The organism is Bacteroidota bacterium, assembly GCA_016706255.1.
In the GTDB taxonomy this organism is placed as follows: domain Bacteria; phylum Bacteroidota; class Bacteroidia; order Chitinophagales; family BACL12; genus UBA7236.
Window position 1 is genome coordinate 111,183 of record JADJJZ010000001.1, and the last position, 14,438, is coordinate 125,620.

7 protein-coding genes are annotated in these 14,438 nt (G+C 37.1%); 2 read left to right on the forward strand and 5 right to left on the reverse strand.

What is annotated here, in order from left to right:
• Positions 1-411: 411 nt before the first annotated feature.
• Positions 412-2,310 carry a molecular chaperone DnaK gene (gene dnaK / locus IPI65_00510; GenBank protein ID MBK7440042.1) on the reverse strand — a complete coding sequence of 633 codons (1,899 nt, stop codon included), beginning with the start codon at positions 2,308-2,310 and terminating at the stop codon, positions 412-414.
• A 239-nt stretch (positions 2,311-2,549) separates the two neighbouring features.
• On the opposite strand from dnaK, the gene IPI65_00515 reads away from it, so the two are divergent.
• Positions 2,550-3,623 (forward strand): hypothetical protein, encoded by a 1,074-nt coding sequence (locus IPI65_00515; protein MBK7440043.1) that lies wholly within the window; start codon positions 2,550-2,552, stop codon positions 3,621-3,623.
• 15 nt (positions 3,624-3,638) lie between these two features.
• Here the strand turns inward: IPI65_00515 and IPI65_00520 are convergent, their stop codons facing one another.
• From IPI65_00520 to IPI65_00530, 3 genes are all read right to left on the reverse strand, one after another.
• Positions 3,639-4,700 (reverse strand): hypothetical protein, encoded by a 1,062-nt coding sequence (locus IPI65_00520; GenBank protein ID MBK7440044.1) that lies wholly within the window; start codon positions 4,698-4,700, stop codon positions 3,639-3,641.
• A 145-nt stretch (positions 4,701-4,845) separates the two neighbouring features.
• Positions 4,846-7,227: a CRTAC1 family protein gene (locus tag IPI65_00525; GenBank protein MBK7440045.1), complete on the reverse strand. Its 2,382-nt coding sequence runs from the start codon at positions 7,225-7,227 to the stop codon at positions 4,846-4,848.
• A gap of 111 nt (positions 7,228-7,338) precedes the next feature.
• Positions 7,339-9,627 carry a CRTAC1 family protein gene (locus tag IPI65_00530; GenBank protein ID MBK7440046.1) on the reverse strand — a complete coding sequence of 763 codons (2,289 nt, stop codon included), beginning with the start codon at positions 9,625-9,627 and terminating at the stop codon, positions 7,339-7,341.
• 275 nt (positions 9,628-9,902) lie between these two features.
• On the opposite strand from IPI65_00530, the gene panB reads away from it, so the two are divergent.
• Complete coding sequence (gene panB, locus IPI65_00535; GenBank protein ID MBK7440047.1) at positions 9,903-10,730, forward strand: 3-methyl-2-oxobutanoate hydroxymethyltransferase; 828 nt, start codon at positions 9,903-9,905, stop codon at positions 10,728-10,730.
• A gap of 67 nt (positions 10,731-10,797) precedes the next feature.
• Here the strand turns inward: panB and nifJ are convergent, their stop codons facing one another.
• Positions 10,798-14,379: a pyruvate:ferredoxin (flavodoxin) oxidoreductase gene (gene nifJ / locus IPI65_00540; GenBank protein ID MBK7440048.1), complete on the reverse strand. Its 3,582-nt coding sequence runs from the start codon at positions 14,377-14,379 to the stop codon at positions 10,798-10,800.
• Positions 14,380-14,438 lie beyond the last annotated feature (59 nt).

Sequence of the window (14,438 nt, forward strand, 5' to 3'; positions counted from 1 at the left end):
GTTAAACCTGTTCAACCTGTGTTCCTTTTCAAACACATCCGACAAAAAATCAGCGAGTATCATCCTACATCATATAAAAAAAATCAGCCTAAATCACCAAAATCAGCGACCCGCTAGCCGGGTTCTGCGTTCCCTCCAAAAAATCCGTTCCCATCCCTTTCCGCTTTAGCGGCCCATCCATCCCCAAAAAAATCCGTCCATTTCCTGTTCAATCCGTTCAACCCGTGTTCCTTTTCAACACACAACAAAAAATCAGCTTCAATCTAAACAAATCAGCGACCCGCTTGCCGGGTTCAGCGTTCCTTTCTCCCACGACATCCACAAGAATAATCCAAATCCCATCTCAGAAATACATCAAAAAAAAACCCGCTGATCACTCAACGGGTTTTCGAATTAATTATTGATCTAAAATTACTTTACTTCCTCAAACTCAACATCATCTGTTTTGCTTGCATTTTCGGTAGTTTGATCAGTATTATCGGCAGCGCCGGTGTTTGGTTGTGCCTGTTGTGCTGCATACATTTCCTGACTTGCGTTGTTCCATGCTGCGTTCAGTTTTTCGATTGCGGCATCACATGCAGTTGCATCCTGTGCTTTATGCGCTTCACGCAATTCATTCAATGCATCCTGAATTGGCTGTTTAGTTGCGTCACTTAATTTATCTCCAAACTCAGCTAATTGTTTTTCAGTTTCGAAAATCATACCATCTGCACGATTGAGTTTTTCGATTTTTTCTTTAGCCACTCTGTCGGTTTCTTCGTTTGCTTTTGCTTCATCGCGCATACGTTTAATTTCATCGTCGCTTAATCCTGTTGAAGCTTCAATACGAATACTTTGTTCTTTACCTGTTCCTTTATCTTTTGCCGTAACATGTAAAATACCGTTCGCATCGATATCAAAAATTACTTCAATTTGAGGTGTTCCTCTTCTTGCAGGTGGAATGCCATCTAAAATAAAACGACCGATTGTGCGGTTATCTTTAGATAATGAACGTTCACCTTGTAAAATATGAATTTCTACAGAAGGCTGATTATCAGCAGCAGTTGAAAACACTTCACTTTTTTTTGTAGGAATCGTTGTGTTTGATTCTATTAATTTCGTAAACACACCACCATAAGTTTCAATACCTAACGATAAAGGTGTAACATCGAGTAAGAGTACATCTTTTACTTCACCTGTTAATACACCACCCTGAATTGCAGCACCAACGGCAACAACTTCATCAGGGTTTACACTACGGTTAGGTTTTTTTCCGAAATATTGTTCAACAACTTCCTGAATTTTCGGAATACGTGTTGAACCACCAACTAAAATAATTTCGTCGATTTCATTTTTGCTATATCCCGCATCTTTTAAAGCAGCTTCACAAGGACGCAGTGTACGTTGAATTAAATCGTCAGTTAATTGCTCAAATTTTGCGCGACTGATTTTTTTAACAAGGTGCTTAGGCACGCCATCTATAGCTGTGATATATGGTAAATTCACTTCAGTTTCCATAGAAGCAGATAATTCCACTTTTGCTTTTTCTGAAGCTTCCTTTAAACGTTGTAAAGCCATTGGATCTTTGCGTAAATCGATGGTTGGTTCTTCTTTTTTGAATTCATCTGCCAACCAGTCCATTATTTTTTTATCAAAGTCGTCACCACCTAAATGCGTATCGCCATTGGTTGATTTAACTTCAAAAACGCCGTCACCTAATTCAAGAATAGACACATCAAAAGTACCGCCACCTAAGTCAAAAACGGCAATTTTCATGTCTTTATGACGTTTATCCATACCGTAGGCTAAAGCCGCAGCCGTAGGTTCGTTGATAATTCGTTTTACTTTTAAACCTGCAATTTCGCCGGCTTCTTTTGTTGCCTGACGTTGTGAGTCATTAAAATATGCAGGAACAGTAATAACAGCTTCAGTAACTTCTGTTCCGAGGTAATCTTCAGCCGTTTTTTTCATTTTTTGCAACACCATGGCAGAAATTTCCTGCGGTGTATACAAACGATCTGCAATTTTAACACGGGCAGTGTCATTATCGCCACGTGTAACTTCATAACTCACCATTTCAAGTTCTTTGCTCACTTCGCTGTAACGGTGACCCATAAAGCGTTTGATAGAACTGATTGTTTTGCGCGGATTGGTAATCGCCTGACGTTTGGCTGAATCACCTACCTTGCGCTCACCATTGTCTAAAAATGCTACGATAGAAGGCGTCGTGCGGCGTCCTTCGTCGTTTGGAATAACAACAGGTTCGTTACCTTCCATCACTGAAACGCAGCTATTTGTTGTTCCTAAGTCTATACCTATGATTTTTCCCATTGTATAAAGATTGTTTTTTTACGAGTTTTTAATCAACTCCACAAGTCAATGATTATACCATCACGAAATTTATGACACACTGTCAGACAGATAGTCAGTTTTTTGCCCGGGAACATGAATTTTGTCCTGTTTTTGACCCCTTCCCTAACAAATTTGCAGTTTGTGTATTAACATCCTTTAAGGTTAAACTTTACAATCGGCTTACAATCCGATGACCAAAAAACTTATCTTTGCACCCTATGAATAAATGGCTGGTGGCGGCAGGGATAACAATTGCTGCATTTACAAATAGTTGCTCAACCGATTTCGATCTGAATGCTGATTTTATTGAAACACCCGTTGTATATGGGTTATTGGATGCTTCAGTAGATACACAATATATTAGAATTAACCGCGCTTATTTAAGTGATGAAGTGGACGGACTTACGCTTGCTGCCGACCCAAATTCTATATATTATGGTGATGAATTGCAAGTGCGTATTGAAGAATATAATGGCGCACTGGTAAATACTTATATACTTGAGCGTGTTGACGGCGATACTTTAGGCATGCCAAAACAAGATGGCATTTTTGCTTCATCTCCAAATATTCTATATCGTTTTGTAGCTGATTTAGATTATACGCATTATTATAAATTGGTTGCAGAAAATACCGAAACCGGGAAAATTATTGAAGCAACTACCAACGTTATCGATAGTTTTGCTATTACCCGCCCCGACGATGAAAGCGTGTTCCCATTTGCAGTTTCATTATCGCCGCAAAATGTGTTTCAATTAAGATGGAAATCGGCACAGGACGCAAAAATTTATGATATCACCATGCGTTTTCACTACCGTGAAGGTATTTATTATCCGGAAGGCGACAGTATTCATTATACATTTTCAGGTTACAAAGATTGGGTTGTAGAACGCAACGTTGAGGCTGAAAGCACGGATGGAAATCTTACCATTACCTATGATGTTCCGGGTGAAACATTTTATAATTTTATTAAAACAGAATTTGATCCTGTAGATGATTTCAGTTTTATTCGTATCGCCGATTCAGTGCAATTTTTTATTGATGGTGGCGGATTAGAACTCTTCACTTATTTCGAATACAATGCTGCTACGTTAGGCATCACTGAAGGGCAAATTACTGAGGCATATACCAATGTTGTTGGCGGATTAGGAATTTTATCCAGCCGCTACCACAAAGAAGGTCATATTTATCCGCTGGCAATTCAAACCAGAGATTCTATTGCCTGCAGTAGTGTTACTAACGGATTAAATTTTGCGCCTGATGGAAGTACATTTGGATTTCCATATTGTGATTAAATAAATATTCTTATTTTAAAAAGCACAACCCGGATAAGCGGGATTGGTTTTGCTTGAAACAAATCGTAGGTTGCCTGTTATGGAACCACATGCAATTGAGTCGAGTGTGGAATCATATAATTTAATATCGGTAGCATGCTGTCCGTGGCGCGAAGAAAACATCCCGATACCGCCCTGTATGTTTGTATATTCCGGTGAAATATAATCCTGATTTAATCCTACGTTGGCAAGCATATTTAAATACAAATCGTAAAGCTCAGTTCCTCCAGCATACCAATGGTAATTAACACCAACGGCAGTTCGAATTACATTTTCATCTTCCGGAATTGCGCTGACTAAAAAACTGTAAAATGAATGTCTGGGTAACGAATAACTGATGTTGCTGAAACCGTCGGTATTATCTCCTACTTTCTCATTAAATATTTGCCAGTTTAATGTTTTTAAAATAGAATCTCCGGTGTAAATATTTTTTTCGTAATAATTAAAATCCATCCACAACTCATACATGATGCCGTTTACAGCCTGCTTACAGGTGTAAGTTATTTTTCCGGTATCTGCAAAACTGATATAGGTATTGGAGATGGTTGGATAATACAAATAAAAACTTTGCACTAAATTGGTTTGAGATGTAATGGTATCGCCGGTATTATTATTTATGATAAATAACTTATAGGCAGCCATACTATCCAGCTTAGTTGTTATACGATATAATATATTTTTGGATGTAGCAAATACACCTTCTTCTTTTTCGATGCCAAGGGAATCACCATCAACATAATCTATACTAATGGTTTTAATAAATGCTCCGTTTAACCATTCTTCAAGATAAACATGTAAATCGTTGTAATCATAAAATATTTCATCAGCATCGGTTGCCAAAATATAGGCATTAGTATTTGGTTCCAGAAAAGTTTTTTCGATGCGGATAAAGTTGGTATCAACACCATAATCCAATAATCCAAACACTACTACTTTTTCTGTGTAATCACCATTAATTTCTAATGTATTATCACATGAATAAAATGCCGTTGCAAAAATGCAAAAGCCCAAAACCCATGTAAGTGTTTTATTGAACATATGTCAAAAGTAATGTTACAATGCATTGGTAACTTAGTAAAATTAACAAATGACAAACAGCTTACAAAAAAATAACAGGAATATGGCAGGCATAAAAAAACCGGGTTGTTTTAAGCAACCCGGTTTATTATTTTGAAAGCAAGTATTAATGATTATGCTGCATATTCATGTAGCGGTCATTTCCACCTTCACCCATTGTCATCATCATTTTGTGTGTGAATGATTTTTCAGGAGTACTTTGGAAAACGAAAGGAACCAATGCGATTGGCGTAAACCCTTCTTTACCCTCAGTAACTGCAATAAACTGGTTCATTTGAACATCGTTTAATACTGTTACAATTCCACTGGTAGGCCAGGTAATTTCGATTTTTTTGATTGCGGTTGCTTTTCCAAGACCAATTTCCTGGCGTAAGCTGTTAGCACCAAAACTAGAACCTTGAGTAACCCATTCATAAATGTAACGTTCTTTACCGTTTTCAATTGTTGTAATTTTTAAACGGGCACCACGTGCACATCTGTTTGTTTTTGTTCCTTCAAGGTCAATTGAAATCCAGTTATTACCAAAAGATGCTGGATTTTCGAATAAACAATCATAAAATCCTGAAGCTTCATAAGCACCACCCATTTGAGCAAATATTTCAGGGTAACCATCATTATTTAAATCGGCAAATGAAATTTCGTGGCCTTTTTGTAATACGCCTACACCTGCTGCTGTAGATACTTCCTGGTAGTATTTACCACCATCGTTACGCAACATACGGTTTGGAGTTAATGAGCGCATATCAGGCTTACCTGTTCCAACGTAGAAGTCGATCCAGCCATCCATATCAAAATCGCCATAACTGGAGCCCATTACTAAGAATGTACGGCTTGCCAATCCTGTTTTATCTGCAATATTGGTAAATGTTCCATCGTGATTATTGCGATATAATGCAGTTTTATCACTTTGAGTTGGTTTACCAAAATATTCTGCAGGAATATCATTATCAGAAATATTAGCGCTATAACTAAAGTTCATAATATCTAACCAGCCATCGTTATCAAAATCGAAGAACCAGCAAGGGAAACTTGATTCAGGACCTTGAACACCGGCTTCTTTAGTTACGTTTGTAAATGTAATTTTTGCGCTGCCTTTTTTGGTATCGTTGCGGAATAAATAATTTTTGAAACCATTTGCAGAAATATAAACGTCAGCATCGCCATCATTATCATAGTCACCTGAAGTAACACCTTTTACAAATGAATTCACATTGATACCTGCTTCTTTAGCAATTTCACGGAATTTACCTTTTTCATTAATCCATAATTGGCAGTCGTTAATTTTATCACCTTTACGAGAAGCCTCGTTACCAATATATAAATCTAACCAACCATCATTATTAAAATCGGCCCAAGTTGCAGCCTGTGAAGGTCTTGTTGTCCAAATACCAACCTCACGAGTTACATCTGTAAATGTTGAATCACCATTGTTACGTAATAATGAACTTGGTAAAATACCAAAGTTGCTGTACCATGCACCACGAGAAACCCAAACATCTAAATTACCATCATTATTGTAATCGGTTTGCTGAATCATTAATCCACCCGGATATTCACTTAAACCTGCTTTTTCAGAAATATCATCAAATGTACCATCGCCTTTATTTAATAAAAGGAAACTTCTTTCTTTTAATCCCCAACCGCAAGTGAAAATATCGATAAGGTTATCATTATTAAAGTCATCACAAATAACACCACCACACATGTTAGGATTATCTACACCTAAATCGATAGCAACGTTTTTAAAACGTGGAACATCATATTCCGATTTTAAAGCTGCAGGTGGAACCAACCATTGTGTCGGAACTGATTCAGGATAAGTACCTAATTGCATGTAAGCGATATTCATCAACCACATTGCCGATAAATTTTCAGGTTCATATTTCAAACAATCAGTATATGCCTGAACTGCCATGGTAGGACCATCTTTTTTCTGACTTTGAGCAGCCTTAGAAAGTGGCCAAATACAAGATTCAGCGTTGTGTAAACCAATACAGTTTTCTACTTCGCCAAAACGTAAATACACTAACCCTTTTGTATAATACCAACCGCCGAATTGTGCGTCAGTCAATTTCTTAAATTGGGGTGATTTTTCAAACTCATCTATTTTTGTAATTGCATCGTTTACACGTCCACAATTCAACAACTGATTACAAACATCAAAATACCATTGATATTTTCCGCTTGCATCTTCAGGAATTGGAAGGGCTAATAAACTTTCTGCAATTGCAGTGTTCATAAAACGTAAGCCCGGTTTGTTAACTACATCATAAACCTGATGCAGGTAGTCTGTCATCGCTTTGTTACCGGTTTCTTTTGAAGTCCAGGCAACTTCTTTGATGTCGGCAGACTGCTGTGCTGCTACACGTTTGTTGTCACGGCCTTTTACGAGGCCCATGATTTTACCTTTCATGGCATAAGAACCAACGCCTAAAACAGCGATAATTACGCCACCGATTAATAAAATCCTTTTGGTTTTCTTGTTCATTTTTTCTGATTGAAGTTGCAAAATTCCGCAATTAAATGCGGTTTTAAGCTATTTTTTAGTTTGAAACGATTAAAACTTTCTTAAGTGGTTTTTAAATATTTTGTTAATTGATTACATCGGGTGATTATGATGCATCATCATGGTATCCATCGGCATAGCTGCAAATTTGAACGCTTTGAAGCCCTCAACTTCAACAGCATCCTGACCTTCAGTAATTTTTACAAAGGCGTTTATTGGCACATTGGTGATGATTTGTTTTGTATTTGGCCCTTGCCAGGTAATTTCAATCTGTTTAATTGCAACCGCTTTACCAATACCTGTTTCCAGGCGATTACTGTTTACACCAAAACTACCGCCATTGCTTACTACCAGATAAATATCACGGGTAGTTTTATCGGCATTTTCAACGGTTATTTTTACTTTCGAGCCCATTGCACAACGGTTTGCCTTAACACCAACAAGTTGAATGGATACCCAGTTATTACCGGTATTACCCGGATTTTCATAAAAAGCACCCTGAAATCCATCACCTTCATAACCACCACCCATATCTTCATATACATCCTGGTCACCATCATTGTCTACATCACCAAAACCAATTCCGTGACCTTTTTGTAAATGCCCGAAGCCTCCTGAATGGGTAACATCCTGATAAGATTTGCCTTCATTATTTCTAAACATTCTTTTAGGAACAAGTGAAGTATAGTTTGGTGTTCCGGTTCCGGAATAAATATCTAACCAACCATCGTTATCAATATCACCAAAACTTAAACCCATTACTGTCATGGCAACATCCATATGCATCTCTTTAGTAACATCCGTAAATGTGCCATCACCATTATTGCGATATAATACTGAATATTCACCTTTAACCGGTTTATTAAAATATTCTGCTGCATTATCGTAATCACAATTTTCTGCATCATAAGTCATTATGGTTAAATCTTCCCAACCATCATTATTATAATCTAAAAATGCAACAGGGAAACTCTTAATTGGCATACCGACACCGGCTTCTTTTGTTACATCGGTGAATTTAATTTTTCCGCCATTTTTTCCGGTATCGTTGCGTAATAAAAAGTTTTCTGTTCCCTGACTTGAGATGCAGATATCCATGTAACCATCATTATTATAATCTGCAGCCGCAACACCTTTTGCAAAACATAAAATACCTGCTCCTGAATCTTTTCCTGCATTTATAAATTTACCTTTTCCATCACTGATAAATAATTCACAAGGATATTTTTCAGTATCGCGACGCGTTTCATTGCCGAAATAAATATCTAACCAACCATCGTTATTAAAATCTGCAAACACAGATGCCTGAGTCGGATAAAGATGTTCCATTAAACCGGTTTCATATGTTACGTCGGTAAATGTGCCATCACCATTGTTACGTAATAATGATGCAGGTAATTTTCCAAAATCGTTCCACCATGCACCACGCGGAATCAAGACATCCATCCAGCCATCGTTATTATAATCGGCGCATTTCATATCCAATCCGCCTGTAATACCTTTTAATGTTGATGCCTCAGTAACATCTTTAAATGTGCCATCTCCATTATTAAACATGACCTTTACCTGTTCATCTAAAAACCAACCTGAAGCGATGATATCTAAATTGCCATCATTATTAAAATCTTCAACACATACACCACCCGATTTAGTAATAAAATCAAGACCCAATTCACCAGCTATATTTTTAAATTTACCAACATCATAAGTTGATTTAAATTCTTCGGGATTAATTCTATATTGCGCAGGAACACCATCAGGATATTGACCTAAATTCATATAAGCCACATTTAATAAAAACATGGACGTTAAATCATCTGGATTATCTTTTAAGATTTCCAGCCATAAATCAACTGCTACTTTTGTAGGATCAGTAATTTGATACCAACCACCTTTTTGAATGGGTAAAATACATGATTCTGAAGTGTGCAGTGCCACACAATTTTTTTGTTCACCTAAACGCATATAGGCAACTGCTTTCATGTATTTAATATCTTTTAATAAATCACCACCGATTTTTGCTTCATCTGCCTTTTTTATTGCTTCATCGTATGCTGCAATCGATTTTTCAGTATCACCCGCAAATAACCATTCATCAGCTATTGCTTTTTTCCATTCTACATATTTTTTCGAATCTTTTGGTGGAGTTGCTTTTTCGTAATCTGTTGCACGTGTAGTACTTGCAAAACGATTTTTCGGGTTTTTAAAATAAGTACTGTTACAATCAGCTAAATATTTAGCCATTGCTTCATTACTCGGCAAACTAGTATCATATACAATCGTGTTTTGTGCGAATTCGCGTTGTTTTTTCTCTTTTCCGCAACCTGCAACTACCAATAAAATGGTGATGGTAAGGATAGAAAACAAGGATAGTTTGTTCATATTTAGAGGTGTTTTAAAAACGGTGCAAAGGTACCGCTAATTCAGGCGAATAGGGAACAATTATAAAAAGTTTTAAAGTGTATTTCGACCATTGAACTATCAAACAACGTAAAAGAAATCGTTAAAAAATAAATACATATATAATTGATAACCAATGCTTTACAACGGTTTATCTACAAATTAAGCAAAAAACACACCAATTTGCAGTGGAAGGCTTTTTCCCATCCCAATCCAAAAATAAACACTAACTTTCGCCCGAACAAAAGCGATAGTATATGTCAGCAGCAACGCCCGATTTCGGCAAAGTTAAACGTGTAACGGTGCATACCTTGCAGGAAATGAAGGAACATGGAGTTAAAATTTCGATGTTAACAGCCTACGATTATTCCATGGCAAAAATTCTGGATGATGCAGGGGTAGATGTAATTTTAGTGGGCGACAGCGCATCAAACGTTATGGCCGGGCATGAAACTACCCTACCCATTACTTTGGATCAGATGATATATCATGCTTCGAGTGTTGTTCGTGCTATTGAACGTTGCCTTGTTGTGGTTGATCTTCCTTTTGGCTCTTATCAGGGAAACTCTAAAGTGGCATTGGACTCTACCATTCGTATCATGAAAGAATCAGGTGCACATGCCGTTAAACTGGAAGGTGGTCGCGAAGTAAAAGAATCTGTTGAACGTATTTTAAGCGCAGGTATACCGGTAATGGGCCACCTGGGACTTACTCCGCAATCGATATACAAATTCGGAACATATACCGTTAGAGCAACTGAAGAACTGGAAGCAACCAAATTATGTGAAGACGCCGATTTATTGCAACAATTAGGCTGTTTTTCCATTGTGCTGGAAAAAATTCCAGCAAGTTTGGGCGAAAAAGTAGCCAAACAATTACAAATTCCGGTTATTGGCATTGGTGCCGGTGGTAAGGTAGATGGTCAGGTATTAGTAATGCACGACATGTTGGGTATCACTAAAGAATTTAAACCCCGATTTTTACGTCGCTACCTGAATTTATACGATGAAATAAAAAAAGGTGTTGGTCAATATATCACCGATGTTAAAACCAATGATTTTCCAAATGAAATGGAAGAATATTAATTAGTTATTAATAACGATTTTGTATAAAAAATGCTGTTTTGGTTGCATGCCAAAACAGCATTTTTATTTATAGTCCTTTCAATAAATTTAATCTGTCGTATTTATCCAGAATATCATGTTCTGCTTCATGCAGGAAATTTTCTGCAAGGGCTGCATCTTTTGCTTTTATCAGATTAAATCTGTTTTCGTGATACATAAATTCAGAAAGCGGTAAAACAGGCGCTTTTGAATCAAGTGAAAAACGTTCTCCTTTTGCTTTTAGCGGATTATATCTGAACAAAGGCCAGTAGCCGGAATTAACAGCATTTTTTTGTTGCTCATTACCATGGCACATATCATATCCGTGTGCAATACAATGGCTGTAAGCTATAATAATTGAAGGTCCGGGATAGGCTTCAGCTTCCTGAATTGTTTTTATAGTATGCATATCGTTTGCACCCATCGCAATTTGTGCAACATAAGCTTTACCATGTGCAATTGCTTGCAATGCAAGGTCTTTTTTTCCGGTGCGTTTTCCGTCAATAGAAAATTTTGCACTTGCTCCCAATGGTGATGCTTTAGATTTTTGTCCGCCAGTATTTGAATAAACTTCTGTATCCAAAACAAAAATATTTACATTTTCACCTGTTGATAATACGTGATCTAATCCGCTGAATCCGATATCATAAGCCCATCCATCTCCACCAATAATCCATACTGATTTTTCAACCAGAAAATCGGCAAGCTGCATTAAAATTTTCGCCTGCATTTGTGGCAATTCGCGCAATTTTTTCCGCAAGGCCACAACATTATTTTTTTGATTTTGGATATTGATTTCATCAGTAGTATGTTCCATTAAAATGGCATCAGTTAATTCTGCACCAATTTCATCACGCATTTCAGCCAATAATTGTCGTGCAATTTCGCGTTTTTTATCAGTTGCCAATTTTATTCCTAAACCAAATTCTGCATTATCTTCAAATAAAGAATTCGCCCATGCAGGCCCCTCCCCTTCATGGTTTTGCGACCATGGTGTTGTAGGTAAATTACCACCAAAAATAGATGAACATCCTGTAGCATTTGCAACAAGCATTCTGTCACCAAATAATTGAGTGAGTAATTTCAAATATGGTGTTTCACCACATCCTGCACATGCTCCGGAAAATTCAAATAAAGGTTGTAAAAATTGTGTTCCCTTAACGGTGTTTTTGTTTGCACGACTGCGGTCTAAATCAGGAATGGTTAAAAAGAAATCCCAGTTTTCGCGTTCCGGTTCAACTAATTCCATCTTGTCTACCATATTAATTGCCTTATGTCCGGCTTGAGTTTTACTTTCAACAGGACAATATTCAACACATAAATTACATCCGGTGCAATCTTCAACACTCACTTGCAAAGTATATGCTTCGTGGTCTTTATAAAATTCTTTCCCAATTGGTTCAACAAATTTAAATGTAGACGGTGCATCCTGTAAAACATCTTTTTCATATACTTTACAACGAATGGCAGCATGCGGACAAATTATAAAACATTTACCACATTGAGAACATAAATCAGCATCCCAAACAGGTACATTATCTGCTATATTTCTTTTTTCAAATTGTGTTGTTCCTGAAGGATAAATACCATCTATCGGAAAAGCACTTACCGGTAAATTATCTCCATCGCCTGCAATTATTTTTGCTAAAACAGATTTCACAAAATCAGGTGCATTATCAGGAACAGGTGCATCTATCTGCATGTTTCCGTTTTTATACGCATGATAATCTATGAGATATAAATTTTCCAGTGTTTTATCTACCGCCTCGTAGTTTTTCGCAACAACAGCCTCACCTTTTTTGTAGTAGGATTCATAAATTGCCGATTTAATTTTACCAATGGCAACATCTTTATCCATAACATTACTGATGGCAAAAAAGCAAGTTTGCAAAATGGTATTTATTCTTGAACCCATGCCGGTTTCTTTTGCTACTGCAGTGGCATTTATTACATAAAATTTTAATTCTTTTTCAATAATTTCTTCCTGTATTTTTTCGGGCAGATTTTCCCAAACCTCATCTTTACCATATGGTGCATTCAATAAAAATGTTGCACCGTGTTCAGCATCTTTTAATACATCATATTTTTTCAGATAATTAAAATGATGACATGCGATAAAGTTTGCCGAATTAATTAAATAAGTAGACCGTATCGGTGCTTTACCAGCGCGCAAATGCGATACGGTTAAACTGCCTGATTTTTTTGAGTCATAAACAAAATAACCCTGCACATAATCGCCGGTAACATCGCCAATAATTTTAATGGAATTTTTATTTGCACTCACAGTTCCATCTGCACCTAAACCAAAAAACAAACCGCGGAAATAATGTTGACTTTCCAATGAAAACAGCGGGTCAAAATCTAAACTGGTATTAGTTACATCATCATGTATGCCAATTGTGAAATGGTTTTTAGGCTGCTCTTTATTTAATTCATCAAAAACAGCTTTTACCATGCCTGCATTAAATTCTTTTGACGCGAGTCCGTATCGTCCGCCAATTATTTTTGGTGCCGGTAAATCCCAGCCTTCATTAAATGCATTTATTACATCTGAATATAATGGTTCTCCAATTGCACCGGGTTCTTTACAGCGGTCTAACACCACAATTTTTTTAACCGATTTTGGCATTGCCGCAATAAATGATTTGATAAAAAACGGGCGGTATAATCTGACAGTCAGCACACCGGTTTTTTCACCCTGCGCATTTAAATAATCCACTACTTCGTGCACTGCGCCTGAGCCGGAGCCCATAATGATCACAACTTTTTCAGCATCTGCAGCACCATAATATTCATATAATTTATAATTTCTTCCGGTAAGTTTTCCAAATTGTTGCATCATTTGATCTACTACAAAAGGAACATTTAAATAATATTTATTAGCAGCTTCGCGACTTTGGAAAAATACATCCGGATTTTGAGCAGTACCTTTTATAAAAGGATGAGCCGGATTTAATGAACGGCTGCGATGCGCCATCACATCATCAATACTTATCATTTTGCGAATAACATCATCGGGAATAATTTCTACTTCAGTTAATTCATGTGATGTACGAAATCCATCAAATATATTTAAAAATGGAATTCTTGATTTTAATGTAGCGGCCTGGGCAATTAATGCCATATCCATAGCCTCCTGTGCATTATTACCAAACAACATGGCAAAACCGGTTGAGCGGCAAGCCATTACATCACTGTGATCACCAAATATCGATAAGGCATGTGTTGCCAGCGCGCGTGCGGCAATATGAAAAACGGTTGGTGTTAATTCTCCTGCAATTTTATACATATTGGGAATCATCAACAACAAACCTTGTGAACATGTAAAAGTTGTAGATAAAGCCCCACCGGTTAATGCACCATGTATTGCTCCTGCTGCTCCTGCCTCACTCTGCATTTCTATAACTTTCGGAACCTGCCCAAATATATTGGTTAACATTTTTGATGACCACTCATCTGCCCATTCACCCATTGCTGATGAAGGTGTAATTGGATAAATAGCACAAATTTCATTTGTTTTATAGGCGATAGTAGCGGCGGCTTCATTACCGTCCATAATATCGCGAACAGGTTCTTCATGTGTAGTAACTTGTTCGGTACCGGTTAGGTTTTTTTCAAGTATTGCTGACATAGAATTACATTTATTGTGAAATAAAATCAGGACTGCCTGAACGGAGGTAAACTTCGCAA

Coding starts and splice junctions, on each gene's coding strand:
- dnaK (MBK7440042.1), bottom strand. CDS start 2,310: ATGGGAAAAATCATAGGTATAGACTTAGGAACAACAAATAGCTGCGTT.
- IPI65_00515 (MBK7440043.1), top strand. CDS start 2,550: ATGAATAAATGGCTGGTGGCGGCAGGGATAACAATTGCTGCATTTACA.
- IPI65_00520 (MBK7440044.1), bottom strand. CDS start 4,700: ATGTTCAATAAAACACTTACATGGGTTTTGGGCTTTTGCATTTTTGCA.
- IPI65_00525 (MBK7440045.1), bottom strand. CDS start 7,227: ATGAACAAGAAAACCAAAAGGATTTTATTAATCGGTGGCGTAATTATC.
- IPI65_00530 (MBK7440046.1), bottom strand. CDS start 9,627: ATGAACAAACTATCCTTGTTTTCTATCCTTACCATCACCATTTTATTG.
- panB (MBK7440047.1), top strand. CDS start 9,903: ATGTCAGCAGCAACGCCCGATTTCGGCAAAGTTAAACGTGTAACGGTG.
- nifJ (MBK7440048.1), bottom strand. CDS start 14,379: ATGTCAGCAATACTTGAAAAAAACCTAACCGGTACCGAACAAGTTACT.